The 18,987-nt window shown below is 68.3% G+C and carries 14 protein-coding genes; 1 reads left to right on the forward strand and 13 read right to left on the reverse strand.

The features are described from left to right. Positions 1-12: 12 nt before the first annotated feature. Entirely contained in the window at positions 13-2,019 is a 2,007-nt protein-coding gene (locus BM115_RS25325; RefSeq protein ID WP_092301113.1) for an FUSC family protein, read from the reverse strand. Positions 2,020-2,154: 135 nt separating this feature from the next. Between BM115_RS25325 and BM115_RS25330 the strand changes: the two genes are divergently transcribed. After that, positions 2,155-3,045, forward strand: coding sequence for a LysR family transcriptional regulator (locus tag BM115_RS25330; protein WP_092301116.1), 891 nt, complete (start codon positions 2,155-2,157; stop codon positions 3,043-3,045). 74 nt (positions 3,046-3,119) lie between these two features. On the opposite strand, the gene BM115_RS25335 is transcribed toward BM115_RS25330, so the two are convergent. The 12 genes from BM115_RS25335 to ccmD all read right to left on the reverse strand — a co-directional run bounded on the left by BM115_RS25335 (position 3,120) and on the right by ccmD (position 18,977). Next, complete coding sequence (locus BM115_RS25335; RefSeq protein ID WP_092301119.1) at positions 3,120-7,994, reverse strand: ESPR-type extended signal peptide-containing protein; 4,875 nt, start codon at positions 7,992-7,994, stop codon at positions 3,120-3,122. Positions 7,995-8,140: 146 nt separating this feature from the next. Continuing rightward, entirely contained in the window at positions 8,141-9,307 is a 1,167-nt protein-coding gene (locus tag BM115_RS25340) for an ABC transporter permease (RefSeq protein WP_092301122.1), read from the reverse strand. Between the two features lie 22 nt (positions 9,308-9,329). Continuing rightward, the gene (locus BM115_RS25345) at positions 9,330-10,484 is read right to left on the reverse strand and encodes an ABC transporter permease (RefSeq protein WP_092301125.1); all 1,155 of its coding nucleotides are present in this window, start codon (positions 10,482-10,484) and stop codon (positions 9,330-9,332) included. A gap of 34 nt (positions 10,485-10,518) precedes the next feature. Beyond that, entirely contained in the window at positions 10,519-11,232 is a 714-nt protein-coding gene (locus BM115_RS25350) for an ABC transporter ATP-binding protein (RefSeq protein WP_092301323.1), read from the reverse strand. Positions 11,233-11,257: 25 nt separating this feature from the next. Beyond that, the gene (locus tag BM115_RS25355) at positions 11,258-12,466 is read right to left on the reverse strand and encodes an efflux RND transporter periplasmic adaptor subunit (protein WP_092301128.1); all 1,209 of its coding nucleotides are present in this window, start codon (positions 12,464-12,466) and stop codon (positions 11,258-11,260) included. A 76-nt stretch (positions 12,467-12,542) separates the two neighbouring features. Next, entirely contained in the window at positions 12,543-13,955 is a 1,413-nt protein-coding gene (locus BM115_RS25360; RefSeq protein ID WP_092301131.1) for an FAD-binding oxidoreductase, read from the reverse strand. 28 nt (positions 13,956-13,983) lie between these two features. Then, a complete protein-coding gene (locus BM115_RS25365; RefSeq protein WP_092301134.1) occupies positions 13,984-14,691 on the reverse strand; it encodes a FadR/GntR family transcriptional regulator in 708 nt (235 codons plus the stop codon). A 133-nt stretch (positions 14,692-14,824) separates the two neighbouring features. Then, a complete protein-coding gene (locus BM115_RS27595; protein WP_369823542.1) occupies positions 14,825-15,838 on the reverse strand; it encodes a cytochrome c-type biogenesis protein CcmH in 1,014 nt (337 codons plus the stop codon). Beyond that, positions 15,831-16,370, reverse strand: a complete 540-nt coding sequence (locus BM115_RS25375; protein ID WP_092301137.1) for a DsbE family thiol:disulfide interchange protein — start codon at positions 16,368-16,370, stop codon at positions 15,831-15,833. The genes BM115_RS27595 and BM115_RS25375 overlap by 8 nt, the downstream gene beginning before the upstream one ends. After that, a complete protein-coding gene (locus tag BM115_RS25380; protein WP_092301140.1) occupies positions 16,367-18,376 on the reverse strand; it encodes a heme lyase CcmF/NrfE family subunit in 2,010 nt (669 codons plus the stop codon). The genes BM115_RS25375 and BM115_RS25380 overlap by 4 nt, the downstream gene beginning before the upstream one ends. After that, positions 18,373-18,828: a cytochrome c maturation protein CcmE gene (ccmE, locus tag BM115_RS25385; protein WP_092301143.1), complete on the reverse strand. Its 456-nt coding sequence runs from the start codon at positions 18,826-18,828 to the stop codon at positions 18,373-18,375. Before ccmE ends, BM115_RS25380 begins: the two co-directional genes overlap by 4 nt. Then, complete coding sequence (gene ccmD / locus BM115_RS25390) at positions 18,825-18,977, reverse strand: heme exporter protein CcmD (protein WP_092301146.1); 153 nt, start codon at positions 18,975-18,977, stop codon at positions 18,825-18,827. The genes ccmE and ccmD overlap by 4 nt, the downstream gene beginning before the upstream one ends. Positions 18,978-18,987 lie beyond the last annotated feature (10 nt).

The following is an 18,987-nucleotide window of genomic DNA, read 5'->3' on the forward strand; positions in this document are numbered from 1 at the left end:
TTCTCGATGCGATCACGCATCTTGAGCCGCCTGCCCTCTCCCCCGCCCCGCTCCCGGAGGGAGAGGGGAGCACCCCCTCGGCCCGTCAACGGACGGCGGTTTGCTCCCCTCGCCCGCTTGCGGGAGAGGGGCCGGGGGAGAGGGATTGCGCGGAATGCGCGATATCACCTCGTCCTCACCGTGGACAAGCGTCACGCGTAACACCACCAGCGCGCTGATTACGGCAGCGTTGTCACGTACATCCGCAACCGCGCCGAGGGCTTCCGTGATCCGAGCCGATAACTGCGCCGGCGCTGGCACCGCCTCGCCCGTCCGCAGCCGTCCGCGATAGTGCCGCGCCACCCCGCTCAACACGCGCCGCACGGGTTTGCGCGCGGCGGGCGGCAAGGTCGGCAGCGCCTGCTGCAGCGTCAGCGTGCAATAGCCCACCTGCAATTCCGTAAAGCCGTCCGAGGCCAGCCGGTCCGCGCTGGCACCGAGGCGCGGCATCAGTTGCCCGAAGCGGTCCAGCATGCGCGCGCCCACCGGCGCGGGGTCGCCGCGCCACGTGGCGGCCTGCGCCAGATCCTGCCAGCTCGCGCGGATCAGCCGGTGCGCGGCCACATGCGCCCCGAACGGCCGCGCGAGCGTCGCCCAGAGCGGCGCGAACAGCATCGCCGCCGCGTTCGCCAGACTCGTGTTGAAGGCGCCGAGCAGGTTGGCATCGTAAATACTCTGGATATTGGCGAACGAGGCCGTGTTGACCGACAGCAGCATCGCAATCAACTGGAAGCCGGGCCGCGCGATCAGCAGGCCGATGCCGAGGTAGGGCAGGGCGAGCATGCCGACCAGCGCCTCGAAGGTCTGCGCGTGCGGCACGACCAGAAACAGGTAGTACGACGCCACGCCCAGGCACGCCAGGCTCCAACGCGCGAACACCGGCGTCACGCGGCGCGGTTCGTCGAGGGTGGCGAAGAAGCAGCACGCGATGGCCGCCACCGCCACCGGTCCGCCCCCATCCTCCCATCCGGAAAACACCCAGATCAGCCCCGCGCAGAACACGGCCAGACCCGTGGAGGCCGCGCCGAACAGCAGCATGCCGTGATCGTGATAGCGGCTTGCCGTGGGGCTTTCTGACGGGGCGATGCGCGCCGAGGCTGGCGGGACGGCTTGCGTGGGACGGTCGCCGATGCCGTGCTGGAGGGCGTCGCAGGTGGCTAGCAAGTCGTCCATCCGGCCGCGCAGGAAATCGGCCGTGTCTTGCAGGGCGCGGTTGGCGTGCGGCGCGCGCGGTTTGGCCCGTAGCACGCTGTCCAGCGCGGCGAGCGTGGGCATCAGCCGCGACATGGTCTCGCGCAGCGCCCGCGCGTGGTGCAGCGTGTGCCGGCTCTCGGTATCGAACGACAGGTGCGCGATCATCTGGTCCAGCGCGAGCATGTCCGCCGCCAGCCGGTGGCGGCTGGCGCTGGCGTGCGGGTCGGCAGCGAGGATGTCGGCCGCCCAGGCCCGGGCATCGCGAATCCACTCCCCGGCGCGCTCGCGCAGCGCCGGCGCCACCTTGGCCGGCAGCACGATCGCCCCGACCAGCCCCGCGCAGACGATGCCGATGACAATCTCCTCGATGCGCGCCACCGCCACATCGAAAATCTCCCCCGGATGGCTCACGGCCGGCAGCGCCACGATGGGCAGCGTGTAGGCGGCCAGCAGGAACACATAGCTGCGCGGGCCGCGCTCCAGCAGCGAGAGGTAGACCAGCCCCGTGATCCACAGCGCAATGGCGCCCGTCAGCACAATCGGCATATTGACCAGCGCGGGCACCGTGACCACGGCGGCGGTGGCGCCCAGCACCGTACCGGTCACGCGATAGGCAGCCTTGGAGCGCGTGGCGCCCGTGAGCGGATGCGAGACGAAGTAGACCGTGGCCATGGCCCAGTAGGGGCGCGGCAGGCCGCAGGACAGGGCGATATAGAGCGCCAGCATCGCGGCCGCGAATGCCTTCAGCGAGAACAGCCACTGTCGGGCATGCGGCCAGCCAGCCATGATGGGAATCGTCCGGGGGCGGAAGTGTGTGGGAGCGTTGCGGGGCAGTGTAGCGAACTGGCGATCATTCCCTGCATGATTTAAAATTCGTCGCTCCAGTCGGAATTTTCATATCAATCGATCCCGGGGAATGCCATGCCCATCGACATCCGCGCGCTGCGCTACTTCGTGGAAACCGCGCGGCTCAAGAGCTTCACGCAGGCGGCGGCGTCGCTGTACGTCACCCAGTCCACCATCAGCAAGATGGTGCGTCAGCTGGAGGACGAGGTGGGCCAGCCGCTGCTGATCCGCGAAGGGAAGTCCGTGCGACTGACCGATGTGGGCCGGGTGGTCTACGACCGTGGGCAGGAGGCGCTTGGCGTGGTGCATCGGCTGACGCTGGAAGTGGCGGATCTGTCGTCACTCGGGCGCGGGCAGCTGACCGTGGGCCTGCCGCCGATGGTCAACCTGTTCTTCTCGCCTGCGGTCAGCGCGTTCCGTCAGCGGTATCCGAATCTCGAACTGACCTTGTCCGAGCATGGCGGGCAGGTGGTCGAGCAGCAAGTGGCGAAGGGCGAACTTGAAGTGGGCGCCACGGTGCTGCCCGGCGACAGCGGGCTGGATCTCGCCACGCGCGAGTTCGCGCGGTATCCGATCTGGGTGGTGGGCCCGCGCGGCGCGCCCTGGGCGGGCGGCCGGACGGTGAAGCTCGACGCGCTGCGCGAGACGCCGCTGGTGCTGCTGACCGACGAGTTCTCGCTGACCCGCAAGCTGCGCCAGGCGTTTGCCACGGCCCGCATGGCGCCGCGCGTGGTGGCGCAGAGCGGCCATTGGGACTTCCTGGTGTCGATGGCCGCCGCCGGCCTCGGCACCACCTTTCTGCCCGAACCGCTGCTGGCGCGGCTGGATGCCGCCGACACCCTCGCCATGGCTCGGCTGACCGAGCCGACCATGGACTGGGCGATGGCCCACGTCTGGCCGCCGGGCCGCTACCTGTCTCACGCGGCGCGCGCGTGGCTGGCGGTCTGCGAAGAGGTGATCGGGTAATCGGGTAAACGAAAAAAGGCCGGGCAAGGCGCCCGGCCGAAGTCACCGCATGGAGAGGCGGATTCGGATCCGTCTTAGAACTGCTTGACCACCTTGAACATCACGCCGTAGTCCTTCACGCCGTCCTGGTCGGCCGTGTAGCCGTTGGCGGACAGGTTGAGCAGGTTCTTGGCGTAGCCCACGCTGACCGTGCTGTTGTAGTTGAAGCGGCTGCGCTGGGTGGCATCCGGCAGCGCGAAGCGCGCATCCGGGGCACCAGCCAGGCTGGCCTGGCGCTGGCCGGCGCCGTAGAACAGGTTCGGCCCGCCCTGCAGGCGCACGCTGGCGTTCAGGCCGTTCGCGTGCTGATAGCCCAGCTTCACACCGCCGATGGCGTCCATCGCCGTGGTGGTGGCGCCCGAGACGTTGAGGTTGTAGGCCCCGGCGCCTTGCTCGTTCACCGCGTGGTCGCGGGTCTGGCGCATGTCCAGGCCCATCATCGGCGTGACGGTGAAGCCCTTCGCCACTTCCACCGGCTTGCCCACCACGAAGTTGGCGCGGTACTTGTCCTGGCCGTTCTTCGAGGAAGCGGTCTCGTTGACGCTGCCGTAGTTGAGCGAGCGGCTCGATTCCAGCCGATGTTGCTCGAACTGCAGGTCACCGGAGAGTTCCAGCCCGGCGGCGATCGGGTTGACGTACTGCACGCCGGCGAACTGGCTCACCCCCGAGAGGCCGTTGCTGGCGGCGGCGTTGGAGCCGGCGTCGATGCTGGCCAGGTTGGCCACGCCGTAGCGCACGGCCACCTTGCCCTGGTCGCCCACGCTGAAGCGCGAGGACAGCACGGCCATGTCGTACTCGGAGCCAGCCAGGCGGGCGCCGGGGGTGCCACGGGTGACCATGTTGAAGCCCAGGCCGCTCGGGGTTTCCTTGACGTTGTCGGCCAGCACGTTGAAGCGGTTGCTGAGCACCTTGGCCTGGTTCATGGCCTGGCCGAAGCCCTGGCCGGTGAGCTGGCTCACGCCCTTGGTGACTTCGGCGGCGGTGGCCAGGTTCAGGCTCTGGAACACGGCGTTGTTGGAGTAGGCGCCTTCGAGGGCGGCGGCGGCGTCCTTGAGCTTGGCGTCGGTCACCACGTCCTGGTAGGCGTTCTTGGTCATCGTCACGTCGATGCCCTTGGCGTCCTGGGCGGCGTTGGCGGTCCAGACGGCGCTGTCGGACTGAATGCTCTGGGCGCCGGTGATATCAGTGCCCTGGAACACGTTGTCGAAGGTGACCGCCTTGGCGGCGGTGCCGGCGGCGAAGGCGGTGTCGACCTTGACCTCGGAGACGTCCAGATGGCTGCCGCGCAGGGTGCCGGCCGTACCGTTGGCATTGGTGCCGACCTGGTAGCCGCGCAGCACCATGCGGGGCGCTTCGGCTGCCGGCGTGGGCACGGTGCCCTGCGAGGGCGCTGTGGTCTGGGCCACGATGGCCTTGTCGCTGCCAGTGATGGCCGCGGCGCTGCCCGGCGCAAAGATCGCACAGCCGGTGTCGCACTCGAGGTTCACGGTGCCGTTGTTGACGACCTTGCCATTGCCGCCGAAGGCGTACGAATTGTTGGCGTAGACGTTGATGACGCCCGTGGTGTTGTTGTAGATCTGGTTCGCGGTGTTGGTGCCCTTGATGCCGACCAGACCGGTGCCGTTCGTGCCGTCCGCCTTGCCGGCTTCGGTGCCGACGTTGAGGGTGCCGGCATTGATGATGTGGGTGGTGTAACCCGAATTGACGCCCAGGATGCCCACCGCCCCGTTGCCCTGCACATTGATCGTGCCTTCGTTGCCGAAACTGGTGGCGCGGCCCATGCTGATCAGTGCCTTCTCGGTGCCGTTCATCATGCCGTTGATCACGCCCGTCGAACGGTTGACCAGCCAGTTGTTCGGATTGGCGGTCGCGTCGCCATTGGCGGTCTTGAGGGCGCTGTAGCCGTCGGTGGCCGTGATCGTGCCGGCGTTGTTGAACGGCTGGCCGCCAGGCAGGGAGCTGATGTTGACCAGCGCGCCTGTGCCCGGCGCCGTATTGCGCAGCGTGCCGCCCTGTTGATTGAAGACGTTGAGGCGGCCCTGGATGGCATTGCCCGCGCTCACTGTCCAATCGCCGGTATTGACGATGTTGTTGGTATAGGACGCCGCCGTTGCGCTGCCGTGGAAGTTGCCTTCGTTAAAGAAGGTGGCGTTCGAAGCGAGCGTCAGCAGTTCCACATTCATCGTGGCACCGGCCCGGTTGTACCCCGTGCCGCTCCGCACCGCGCCGGCCGCCAGCGTGCCCTTGTTCTCGAAAGAACCCAGCGCCAGCGAGTTCGACGGCGACGAGAAGCTGGCGCCTTGCTGGTTGAGCAGCCATTTGCCGCGCATGTCCAGCGTGGCGGCGTTGGTCACTGCGCCATAGTTGGTGAGATGGTTGGCGGCGACATAACCCAGGGGGTCATCCAGCGTAACCGACTGGCCTGTTCCGGCAATGACGCCGGCAAGTGGCGTGGCCGTGTTCGGCGTCGCCCCCATATGCGAGTCGCTCGGGTCCATGGTCTGGCCGTTGAAGTTCACGCTGCCCCGATTGACGATCAGGCTGGTGCCGTCAACGTCGAAGGCCCGGCCCGCACCGGTCTCGATGTTGATGACGCCCGTGGTGTCGTTGATGGCGGTGCCACCGTTGTAGGCGGCCATGCCGATCAACTGTCCATCGCGCGCCGTTGCGCCCTCGTCCGCGACGAGGTTGATGGCGCCTTGGTTGACAACAGTCGCACCTTTCTGGGCAACCATGCCGATGCCAGCGTTATGCATGGTGATGGTGCCTCCGGGCGCATTGGTGGCCGTGCCCAGACTGACGCGGTCGGTGCCTGCGTACATGCCGGCGCCGTAGTCGTCGGCGCGAGCAAAGGCGATATCCGACTTCGGCTGGAGGTCGATCTTGCCCTCGTTGCGCACGGCGCCCTCGATGGCACCCATGCCGTAGAGCCGGTAGCCATGGCCGGTGATCGTGCCGGTGTTGACGGCGGTGCTGCCCGCATTGCTCGCGATCATCCCCATCATGCCGCTCTGAACGGCATGATAGTTGACCCACTCCCAGTCGCCGTTGCCTTCGAGGACGGCTTCGGCATCATCGCTGTTGAGCGAGATCGTGCCGCTATTTGTTGCGCTGGCGCCTTCATAAGCGAAGAGGGCGACCGTGGAGACGTGGGTACCTGTGCCCGTGACCGGGGCATCCTCGTTTACCTTCGTCAGGTCGATCGTACCTTCGTTGTTGACCCGGCTGCCCGTGCCCCGTGCCTCGATGAAGTGGGTCTGGGTGCCAGCCTGGACATGGGCTGAATCCTTGATGTCCAGGCTGGCGCCGCTGCGGACATCGATCAGGGCCGTGCCGCCGTTGTCATACATCTCGTGGGTGCTGTACCGGCTGGTATCGGCGTTAAGGTCGCCGTTCTCCCAGATGATGCGGGCGCCGTTGCTGGCCGTGATCAGTTTCGGGGAGAACGTGCCGCTGCCCTCGATGCTGGAGTGACCCGAGATGTGCAGTTCGCTGTTGCCGTCGACGGTAACGAGCGGCGCGTAGATGCTGCTGCCTGCGGACTGCGCACTGCCGGCTGCCCCGGTCAAGGCATTTTTTTCGCCCGTCAAGGACACGCCACCATTCAGGAACACCTTGTTGGTGTTTTCTGCGCCGGCCACGTCTCCGGACACGATCACCCCGTTGAGCGACTCCGCCGCGCCACTTCCACCACGGGCAACGAAGGCTTCAATCTCTTCGCCATCGGCCACGACGTGCAATTGCCCGTTCAGAATCACGGTGTTGCTGCTCCCGGTGACGGCCAGGCCCGTGGCGGTTTCCGCAAACCGCTCGGCCGCATCGGGGGCGCTCTGGTCCTTGTCTACGGTGATGCCGCCGTGCAGCGTGATCGTATTACCGGTGCCGGCCACCTTGACGCCGGTGGCGTTACCACCGACTACCGTGACGTTTGTCGTAGCCGCGCCCTGACCGGCGCTGCCGATGACGATATGGCCCTCGTTGCCGTTCAGCTGCGCGCCGGTAGCATCGTTGCCCACCGTCATCTGTCCAATCAGGTTGACCTCGGCACGGTCGCCGTTCACGGAGACGCCCGTGGCGCCGTCCGTGATGGTGTTCTGTCCGGCGTCGGTGACGATGGCGTCGTCGCCATTGACAAGCGTCCCGATCGAACCGGTACCCGCGGTGTAAACGTTGCCGGTATTGGTAATCGTGGCGTTCGAGCCGTCGACGCGAGTCCCGGTGCCGCCTTCGGCGACCGTCACGCTGCCTTCGTTGACCACCGTTGCGCCGTCGCCGGTCACCGATGTCCCGACGGCGCCCTCGCCGGTGGCCGATACCTGGCCGGCGTTGATGACCGTGGCGTTGTCGCTCTCGATTTCCGTGCCGATCTGGCCGGCAGAGACCTGGGTGTCTGTGGCATTGACGATGCGAACGCCGGGAAGCGGGGCAGGGCTGGGTGCGGGCTCGGCGTCGGGGGCGACGACCGGAGCGATCACCGGGGCGATGTCGGGAGCGATCGCCGGGGCCGGTGCGCTGGCGTGGCTGCCGCCACCGCCATTGAGCAGGGCCGCGAGGCCGCCGAGGCCGGTGACAACGCCAGCGCCGATGACGAGCTTCTGATCGCCAGACGTCGCAGTTTCCTTGCAAGTATCGACAATCGGCAGGCCGGCGGCGTCGAGTTCGGGCTCGCAGGCGGCCGCGTCGGCCGACTGGATGTCTTGGGAAGTCGTGGGCTGGGCGAGCACGGCCGCTTCCGCGTCAATCTCGCCGGCATTGGCCATGCCTTGCATGCCCATCAGGCTTGCCGCCACGGCCAAGGCAGTCAGTGCCTTGCGCACGCTGCTGCGCTTGCCGTGGGACTTGGCGATTTCGGAAACGGCAACCCAGGTGCCAAGGGATTCGTTAAAGACTGCGCGATAGGTGGTGTTCATTTCTGCTCTCCATGAGTGTGCATGGAGGGTAGAAATGAAGCGGTCTGCGCTGAATGGTAGAAACTTTAGAAACCGGGAGACGCCGGGGGGGCCCCCCCGACCCGGTTTCGATCCGGATCTATCCGATCACCCGAACGGGTTTCCGTTCAACGCGCGCGCAGCGCATCCACGATATTCAGGCGCGACGCGCGCAGCGCTGGCAGGAATCCGCCGATGAAGCCCATCGCCATCGAGAACAGCAGCGTCTTGACGACGATGCCCGGCGTGAGCAGGAAACGGAACGACAGGTCGGCGAAGGTCTGGAAGTTCGTCGTCGAAAATGACGCAAACTGCATCAGCGCCGCGCAGGCCAGCCCGGCCACGCCGCCGACAAAGCCCAGCAGCACCGCCTCGATAAGAAACGCCGCGAGCACATTGGTGCGCTGGAAGCCCAGCGCGCGCAGCGTGCCGATCTCGCCCACGCGATTGGCCACCGAGGCGTACATCGTGATCATGGCGCCGATCATCGCCGCCACGGAGAAGATCGTGGTCAGCGTCAGCCCAAGGATGTTGATGAAGGTGGAGAGCGCGCGCGACTGGTCGCTGTAGAACTGCTGCTCGCGCTTGGCCTCGTTGGCGAGGCGGGGGTCCACGTCGATGTCGGCCCGGAACTTGTCGAAGCCGTCCGCCTGGCCCAGGCGCACCACCATCGACGAATAGCTGGTGCGCCGGAACGACTGCATGAGCTGGTCTACATCGCCCCAGATCTCGGAGTCGAAGCCGCTGCCGCCGGCGTCGAAATGGCCCACCACGGTCCAGTCGCGCTGGGCAAAGCGCAGGTGGTCGCCAATGCGCACGTTGCCGAAGCCCTTGGCGATGCTGCTGCCGACGATGATCTCCGACGAACCCGGCCGGAACACGCGCCCGGCCGTGATACGTACCTGCGGGCGCAGCGTCACGCCCTGCGGCGATATCCCCCGGATCACCACATTGGCCGGGGAGGCCGCGCCGCTCTTGGTCAGCGAAATCAGCACCACGGCCTCGCGCGAGGCCATCGGCCGACCCTCCTTGTTCATCGCCACGGCCGGGTGCATCTCCATGGCCGCCGCCTGGTCGCGGGTGATCGCGCTCTGGATCTCGGTTTCGGCGCCCTTGCGGATCAGCACCACGTTGTCCGCCTCGCCGGTGGTCACCAGCGTCTGCTTGAGGCCGGCGTCGAGCATCAGCATCGCCGCGAAGACGAAGACCACCAGCGCCAGCCCGCCCGCCGTGAGCGCGGTGGTGAGCCGCCGGGCCCAGACGTTGCGTGCGATGTAGTGGAGTGGGATGACCATGTGGGGGAGGGGGCCGGGCCGGTCAGCCGATGGCCCGCAGGCCCTCGACGATGCGCACGCGCGCCGCCTGCACGGCCGGCACGATGGCCGCCGCCACGCCGCAGACGAGTGCGCAGGCCGCCTGCATCGCGGCGGTTTCGTGCGACACGGTGAACACCGGGAACACATTGCCGACCGTCGACTTGAACAGATTGGCGGCCGGTGGGGTCAGTAATATGCCGATGGCGCCGCCGATCATGCACAGCACCATCGACTCCCCGAACACCAGCATCGCCAGGAAGCCCGGCCCGAAGCCAAGTGCTTTCAACGTCGCATATTCGGTGGTCCGCTCGCGGGCGCTCATCGCCATGGCATTCGCCATCACGGCCATCACGATCACGATCACCACGTAGGACACCACGCGGATGGCCGCGATGATCTGGTTGGACATCGCCACGAAACCGAGCTGGAACGCCTGCTCCGTCTCGGTCATGGTCTCGGCCAGCGAGTTGCGGAAGACGTCGTCCACGCGGCGGGAGACGGCGGCGGCATTGTCCGGGTTGTCGATGCCGAGGATGAACACGCCCACCTGATCCGGCTTGCCGACGGCCTTCTTGCGGATGCTTTCGTTCAGGTACTCGTAGTGGAACAGCATCTGCCGCGTGATGGTGGACTCATCGCGGCCTTCCATGATGCCGCGCACGACGAAGTCCCACGTGCCGGGGTAGATCGTGCCCTTGAGCGGGATGACATCGCCGATCTTGAAGCCGTACTGGTCGGCCAATTGCCGGCCCACCAGCGCGCCCCGGCGGTCGCGCCGGTAGTCCGCGCGCTGTTCGGGCGGCAGGATCAGTTCGGGATACAGATCGATGTAGTTGTCCGAGACGGCGAACTGGGCGAAGAAGTTCTTGGGGTCGCGATAGGTGCCCGCGAACCAGCTTGAGCGGGCGACTTGCGTCACGCCCTCCACGCCACGGATGCGATTTTCGTAGCTCAGCGGCAGCGGAAACACCAGCGAGATCGAGTTGCGCGTGACCAGCCGCGCGTTGGACGCCGCCGCCGCGCCGGCGTACCAGGCATCCACCACGGTCTGGAGCAGCCCGTAGGCCAGCACGGCGATGACCAGCCCGAGCACGGTCAGCGCCGTGCGCAGCTTGTGGCGCATGGCGTTGCGGGCGATCAGCCGGGGCAGGTACATGGCGATGGGGTCCTGATGTCCTGGAATGCTGAAACTAGCGCCGGCCGGCCAGCAGTTCGCCCTTTTCCAGATGGACGAGCGAGCGCGCCGCCTCGGCCGCGTGGGCGTCGTGGGTGACCATGATGATGGTCTTGCCGGCGTCGGCATTGAGCCGTTGCAGCATGGCCAGGATCTCGGTGGCGGAGGTGCGGTCGAGGTCGCCAGTGGGCTCGTCGGCCACGATCAGCGTGGGGTCGGTAATCAGCGCGCGGGCAATCGCCACGCGCTGCTGCTGGCCGCCGGACAGCTCGGACGGGTAGTGGTCCATCCGGTCGGCCAGATTGACCATGCCCAGCACCATCTCCACGCGCTCCCGCCGCTCATGGCGCGACAGGCGCGTCAGCATCAGCGGCAGTTCCACGTTCTCGTACGCGGTGAGCACCGGCATCAGGTTGTAGAACTGGAAGATGAAGCCGACGTGCGCGGCGCGCCAGTCGGCCAGCGAGGATTCCGGCAGCCCGGCAATGTCCACCCCGGCCACGCGCAACTCGCCGCTGTCCGGGCGGTCGATGCCGGCGATCAGGTTCAGCAGCGTGCTCTTGCCCGAGCCGGACGGCCCCATCAGCGCGATGAAATCGCCCTCGGCAATGTCGAGTGTGATGTCGGACAGCACCGGCACCGTCTGCGCACCACGCCGGTACGACTTGGCGAGGTGGCGGATGGCGACGAGCGGCTCAGCGGGGCGGGGGGCGGCGGGATTAGTTGTCACGGCGGTTGTCACGTCGGTCGTCACGTCACTTCTTCGCCACGGAGACCTTGCTGCCATCGGACAGCTTGTCGGCCGGCGCCAGCACCAGCGTGTCGCCGGGCTTCACGCCCTGCACGGCCACCAGCTCGCCCACGCGGGCGCCCTTGGTCACCGGCACCTGCCTGGCCTTGCCATCCACCACCTGGAACACCACCGGCTTGCCGTCGCGCTCGACAATGGCGGCCGGCTGCACGGCGACCAGCGCCTTGCGGTCCTCGGGCGGCACAGGCTTGGAGAGGAAGGCGATCTTGGCGCTCATGTCCGGCAGCACGCGCGGGTCACGGTCGACAAAACGCACCTTGACCAACACGGTGGCCTTCGAGCGGTCCACAGTCGGCACGATGCGCGACACCCGGCCGGCCATGCGCAGGTCGGGCAGGGCATCCAGCAGCAGTTCCACGGGCTGGTCGACGATGATCTTGACGATGTTCGACTCGGACACATCGGCCTCGACTTCGAGGGTCTCCATGTCGGCAATGGTCACGACCGCGCCCTTGGTGTCCGAGGCGGCCGAGAACGGCGTGATGTTGTCGCCGACGTTGGCGTGCTTGATCAGCACCACGCCGTCGAACGGCGCGCGGATCACGGTCTGCTCGACGGATACCTCCGCCGAGCGGGCGTTGGCCTGGGCGGAGGTGATGGACGCCTGCGAGTTGTTGATCGACGCCTTCGCCTTGTTGTAGCGGGCCAGGTCGGCGTCGTACTGCTGCACCGAGATGGCCTTGGGCGCCAGCAGCGTCTCGGAGCGGCGCAGGTTCACCTCGGCATCGCGCAGTTCGGCCTGCTGGAGTTGCAGGTTGGCCTGCGCCACCTGCACCTGCGCCCGGGCCTGGGCCAGCGACGCCTCCACGTCCCGGCTTTCGATCCGGGCGATGATTTCGTCCTTCTTGACGCGCGAACCCTCCAGCACGCCCAGCCATTCGAGCCGGCCCTGCGCCTTGGACGCCAGCGCCGCCTTGCGCTGCGGCACCACGTAGCCGGTGGCGTTCAGCAGCGTGTAGTTCTGGGAGGGGTAGGCGCTGGAGACGGTGACCACCTCCACCGCCTGCGGCCCGGCCAGCCGGGCGCCAATGCCGATCACGGCCAGCACGACCACGGCGATGGCCGCGTAGCGGAGCCAGCGGCGGCGCCCACGCGGCGCGGGCGCCATGGCACTGCGATCGATCTTCAGCCTGCTCAGGTCTTGATCAGCCAATTTTTCAACCGATAGGGTGCGGAAAAGGGCTGACAGTATAGCGCCGTGTGATCCCGACGCCGGCGCCTGCGCGGAATCAAAGCAGCTTGCCCGGATTCATGATGCCGCTGGGGTCGAACACCTGCTTGATGGCGCGCATCAGGCGCAGTTCGAGCGGGTCTTTCAGTGCCAGGAACGCGTCGCGCTTGAGCTGGCCGATGCCGTGCTCGGCGCTGATGCTGCCGTCGTAGCGGGCCACTTCGTCCAGCACGTCCTCGCTGACCGCCTTGCCCTCGTTGAGCGCCCATTTGGCGTCCGCGCCGAGCGGGCGCGACAGGTTGTAGTGCAGGTTGCCGTCGCCAAAATGGCCGAAGATGAACGGGCGGATGCCGGGGTGCCTGGCCAGCAGCCGGGCCTCCATCGACGCCATGAAGGCCGGAATCCGCTCGATCGGCAGGGAAACATCGTGCTTCAGGTGCAGCCCGTCGGCGCGCTGGGCCTCGGAGATCTCCTCGCGCAGCCGCCACAGGCTCTGCAACTGGGCCAGCGAGGCCGAGACCGCCGCGTCGAGGCAGAGACCCTGCTCCAGCGCGTCGCCAATCACCGATTCCAGCAGGGCGTTGAGCACGTCCTCGGGCGCCGTGTCGGCGATTTCCACCAGCACGTAGGCCGGATGGCGCTCCGGGAAGGGCGCCTGCACGCCTTCGGCATGGGTCAGCACCAGTTCCAGGCAGTCGCCCGTAAAGAACTCGAAAGCCTGAAGCCGGGCGCCGCAACGGGCGAACAGCAGCGAGAACAGCTTCAGCGCCTGCTCGGACGATTCCACGGCAGCCAGCACCACGGCGCGCGAGTCGGCGCGCGGCAGCAGGCGCAGCGCGGCAGCCGTGATCACGCCCAGCGTGCCTTCGGAGCCGATCAGCAGTTGCTTGAGGTCGTAGCCGGTGTTGTCCTTGCGCAGCGTGCGCAGGCCGTGGAAGACCTCGCCATCGGGCAGCACCGCCTCCACGCCCAGCACCAGCTCGCGCGTCATGCCGTAGCGCACCACGTTCACGCCGCCGGCGTTGGTGGCGAGATTGCCGCCGATCTGGCACGAATCCTCGGCCGCCAGCGACAGCGGGAACAGCCGGTCGGCCTCCTCGGCGGCACGGCGCAGATTGCCGAGAATGCAGCCGGCCTCCACGACCATGGTGTTGGCGATGGTGTCGATCGACCGGATCTTGTCCATGCGGTCCAGGCTCAGGATCACGTTGACGGACCGGTTGTCCGGCGCGGCACCGCCGCACAGGCCGGTATTGCCGCCGCGCGGCACCACCGGCACGCCGGCCTGCTGGCACAGCGCCAGCGCCCGGGAGACCTGCTCGGTCGTGCGCGGCCGGATTACGGCCTGGGCCTGGCCCTTGTAGAGGCCGCGCCAGTCGCTGGTCCACGGCGCCACGTCATCGGGCGCGGTGGCCACCACGTCGGGGCCAAGGGTGTCGGTCAGGCGTTGCAGGAAGGCGGCGTCGGACATGGGATACCTATTTATATATAGAGGGGGTTCAGGCGGCGGCCCGCAGCGGCAGGCCAAGCCGCGCGGCGGCATTGCGAAGATGGGCGGCGGCGGCCAGCCGGGCGGCCTCGGGGTCCGCCGCGCGGATCGCCTCGAAAATCGCCACATGCTCGCCATGCACCTGCTCGGGCAGCCCCGGCTGCTGCTGGGAATTGCCGCGCGCGGTGCGCACGGCGTGATGGAGCTGCAGGTTCAGGTACTGGAGCAGGTCCTGGTAGTACTTGTTGTGGGTGGCGGTGGCCACGGCCACGTGGAACTGAGTGTCGGATTCGGCACCCCGGTCGATGTCGTGCAACTGGGCGGCGAGGGTACCGAGCAGGTCGGCCATACGCCGGAGATCGTCGTCGGTCCGGCGACGCGCGGCCATCGCGGCGGCGGCGCTTTCCAGATCGAGACGCAGCTCGTAGATCGCCGCCAGATCGGCGGCGTCGGCGCCAGCCTGGCCGGACAGGCGGAATCCAGCGTCGCTGACGCGGGAACGGACGGTGCTGCCGAGCCCCTGACGGCTTTCGATCATCCCCTGCGAGCGGAGATGCTCGGTCACTTCCCGGATGACGGCGGTGCTGACGCCGTATTGCTCGGCGAGCTGCTTGCCGGTGGGGAGGCGGGCGCCGACCGGGTAGACGCCGTCCGCAATCTCCGCGCGGAGTTGCTGGATGACGCGTTCGGTGAGGGTGATCGGGCGGGTCGTCTGCATGGGGTGAGACGTTACCCTTTTATGGTTATATGAAAACTTGGGGTAAACGCTGATGTGGTGTTGGCTTTTGGAGTCGCAGCGCCCGCAGGGCGATGTGAAACATGCCGTTGCCAACAAAAGCCAACACCATCCATCAACGAACCGCCCCCCTCGCAGCCTCCAAATTCCCCCTAACCCTCCGAGCCGTCTCAGAATCCGCCGGCAGCAACCGATACAACCGCTCCCAATACCCAATCGCCTCAGGCAGCGCCCCCCGCTCAGCCGCATCCGTCCCCGCCAGGGCCAGCGCCTTGGGCTCATCCCCATCCAGCGCCAGCGCCGCCCGCACCTGCTCCATCGGCGCCCCCTCCAGCTGCCCCCCAGCCGCGCTGGCCAGCGCATCGGCATAGTCGGCCCGCAGCGCCGCCGCATCCGGCACCAGCACCACGGCCTTCGCGTAGGCCGCCGCCGCGTCGTCAAACCGTTCCAGCGCCGTATAAGACCTCGCCAGCATGTACCAGCCGTTGGCATCGCCCGGCTCCTGCCGCAGGCGCAGGGCCAGCCGGGACACCATGGCGTCGATTTGCTGCATGTCGACCGTATGCCCATCGCCAGTCGGCAGCGTGGCCGGCGCACTGGCCCACGCCGCGCGGACCATGCCGGGGTTGCCGAGGTGGAGGTAGAGCAGCATCGCCCCGCCTGGCAGCAGGGCCAGCGAGGCGGCGACCACCCAACGGGACCGTCCCGGCGGCGGACCACTATCGAACGATTCTGGCCGATCAGTACGAGGCCGGAACACCGCCCGATGCCGCCGCCGCGCCCGCACCACAACCACCGCAGTGCCGAGCACCAGCAGCGCCGGCCCGAACCACAGCAGCCACGTCAATGGTCGCACCGGCGGGTCGTAGAGCACGAAGTCGCCATAGCGCTGCACGAGGAAGTCCTTCACGGCGGTCTCGCTCGCGCCGCTGCGTAGCTGCTCCCGGATCTGGGCGCGCAGGTCCACCGCGAGGTCGGCGTTGGAATCGGCCAGCGTCTGGTTCTGGCAGACCAGACAGCGCAGCTGTTCCGCCAGCGCATGCACGCGGGCGTCCAGTTTGGCGGCGTCTTCGGCGCCGTGGGCGGCGCACGCCATCCAGAGCAGGCAGGCGAGCGCGACTCTACGCATGGCCGGGCTCCCGTTCCAGCGTGCGCAGCAGCGGCAGGATCTTCTGCTCCAGCACCTGCGGCGTGACCGGCCCCACCTGTCGATAGCGCACCACCCCGGCTCGGTCGATGACATAGGTTTCCGGCACGCCATACACACCCAGGTCGATGCCGGCCTTGCCATCCGCGTCCACCAGCGACGCCACGTACGGATCGCCCATGCGCCGCAGCCAGTCGCGCGCGGCGTCGGGCTGGTCCTTGTAGTTCAGGCCGACCAGCGGCACCTCGGACTTCCCGGCGAAGTCGGTCAGCACGGGATGTTCGACGCGGCACGCGGTGCACCACGACGCCCACACGTTCAGCATCCACACCTTGCCTTTCAGGTCGGATGTGGCGCGTACATCGCTGGAAGCCTTCAGCAGCGGCAACTGCAACGCTGGCGCGGGCTTGCCGACCATGGCCGATGGGAGTTCGCGCGGATCGTGCCGCAGCCCGGCGGCCAGCGCGGCGGCCAGGGCGAGGAAGACGGCCAGCGGCAGCAGAAAGCGCGTCATCGCAGCGGCTCCCGGGTGGTGGCCAGCGGCACGGCGGGGCGCGGGGCCGGGGGCGCGGCCTCCGCTTCCACCTCGGCCGTCCGACGTCGATAGCGCCGGTCGCAAGCCGCCAGCAGACCACCGAGCGCCATCAGCACGCAGCCACCCCAGATCCAGCCGACGAACGGCTTCACGTGGAGCCGCACCGCCCACTGGCCGTCGGCCACCTGTTCGCCGATCGCCACATAGAGGTCGCGGGTAAAGCCATTATCGATGGCGGCCTCGGTGGTCGGCATGTCCTGGCTGCGGTAGACGCGCCGTTCCGGCGCCAGCGTGGCCACCGTCTGCCCGTCGCGGCTGGCCACCAGCTTGGCGCGGAACGCCGCGTAGTTCGGGCCGCGCACCGGCGCCACGCCCTCGAAGCGGAACGTGTAGCCGCCCACGCTGACCACCTCGCCGGCGCGCATCGGCAACTCGCGCAGGCTTTCCTGGCTTTTCACCAGCGTCACCCCGGCGATAAACACGCCCACGCCGACATGCGCGAGCAGCATCCCGTAATACCCGGCCGGCAACTGCCGCAGCGCCGATCGGCCACGATGGCGCAGCCGGCTGGCGAGGCTGGTCAGCCCGCTGGCCACGCACCAGGTAGCCAGCCACAGCCCGAGCCCGGTCAGCGCGGAGGCCGTGCGCAGCGTCGCCAGCAGCGCCAGGGCTACCAGCAGGCTGCCGAGGGCGGCCCAGCGCAGCCGCGCGGCCAAGTCGGGCAGGGCGGCGTGGCGCCAGCGCACCAGCGGGGCCACGCCCATCAGCAGCACGGCCGGCGCCATCAGCGGCACGAAGACCTGTTCGAAATAGGCCGGCCCCACCGAGATCTTGCCGAGGCCGAGCACGTCCAGCAGCAGCGGGTAGAGCGTGCCGAGCAGCACCGTGGCCGCCGCCACGGCCAGCAGCACGTTGTTGGCGAGCAGGAAGGATTCGCGCGAGACCGCCGCGAAGGCCGCGCGCACCGACACCCGCGGCGCGCGCCAGGCATAGAGCGCCAGCGCGCCGCCCGTGATGGCGCCGAGCAGGGCGAGGATGAACACGCCGCGCGTCGGGTCCACGGCGAAGGCGTGTACGGAGGTCAGCACGCCCGATCGGACCAGGAAGGTGCCGAGCAGGCTCAGCGAGAACGTGAAGATGGCGAGCAGCGCGGTCCACGCGCGGAAGGCGCCGCGCTTCTCGGTGACGGCCAGCGAGTGCATCAGCGCCGTGCCGGCCAGCCAGGGCATCAACGAGGCATTCTCCACCGGGTCCCAGAACCACCAGCCGCCCCAGCCCAGCTCGTAGTAGGCCCAGGCGCTGCCGAGCAGGATGCCGATGGTCAGGAAGCTCCACGCCAGCGTGGTCCACGGCCGCGCCCAGCGCGCCCAGGCGGCGTCCAGCCGCCCGCCCAGCAGCGCAGCCACCGCGAAGGCGAAGACCACGGCAAAGCCCACATAGCCCATATAGAGCTGGGGCGGATGGAACACCATGCCGGGGTCCTGCAGCAGCGGGTTCAGGTCGCGCCCCTCCATGGCCGGCGGCAGCAGGCGGATGAACGGGTTGGAGGCGAACAGCAGGAACAGCAGGAAGCCCACGCTGATGGCGCCCAGCACACCGATCACGCGGGCCCGCAGCGCCGGCGGCAGGCCGCGGCTGAAGCGCGCCACGGCGAGCGTCCAGAGCGCCAGCATCAGCGTCCACAGCAGCATGGAGCCCTCGTGCCCGCCCCAGACCGCCGCCGCGCGATAGATCGCCGGCAGCGCGGTGTTCGAGTTCGCCGCCACGTAGCGCACGCTGAAATCGTTGTCGAGGAAGGCCAGCGTCAGCGCGCCGTAGGCTGCCATCACCAGCAGCGCCTGGGCGACGGCGGCGGGGCGGGCCACGGCCATCAGCGTGGCGTCGCCGCCGGGACCCCGCGCGGCGCCGGCAATCGGCAGCACCGCCTGCATCACGGCGACGAACAGCGCGAGGATCAGGGCGAAGTGACCGAGTTCGACGATCATCGTGGCGTGGTCTCCGGGATGCGTGCCTTGGTCTGGGCGGCCTGCTTCAGGGCCTCGGCGGCCTCGGGCGGCATGTAGTTCTCGTCGTGCTTGGCCAGCACTTCGGTGGCCTGGAACACGCCGTCGCGCAACTGGCCACGCGCCACCACGCCTTTGCCTTCTCGAAACAGGTCCGGCAGGAGGCCGCGATAGACCACGGGCACCTGTCGCATGGTGTCCGTGACGATAAAGCGGATGGTCATGCCGTCGCCCTCGCGGCGCAGCGAGCCGGTCTCGACCAGCCCCCCCAGCCGGAACGCCCGGCCGGCCGGGGCTTCCTGCGCGGCCACCTGCGTCGGGCTGAAGAAGAAGACGAGGTTGCCCCGGAACGCGTTGAGCACGAGTGCCGTGGCCACGCCGGCGCAGGCCAGCGCGGCCAGCAGCCAGCCGAGGCGACGGCGCCGGGTGGTCATGCGCGCGGTGCGTCGCCAGCCGCCAGCCGCCGCGCGGCCCGCGCGCGCCGCGCCAGCAGCATCATTTCCAGCCCCAGCGCGGCAAATGCCACCCCGAAGGCGCCGGCCACATAGCCCAGATGGGGCGAAGACAGCAGGAGGTTCAGCATGATCGGCTCC

The organism is Cupriavidus sp. OV096 (assembly GCF_900115455.1).
Classification (GTDB): Bacteria; Pseudomonadota; Gammaproteobacteria; order Burkholderiales; family Burkholderiaceae; genus Cupriavidus.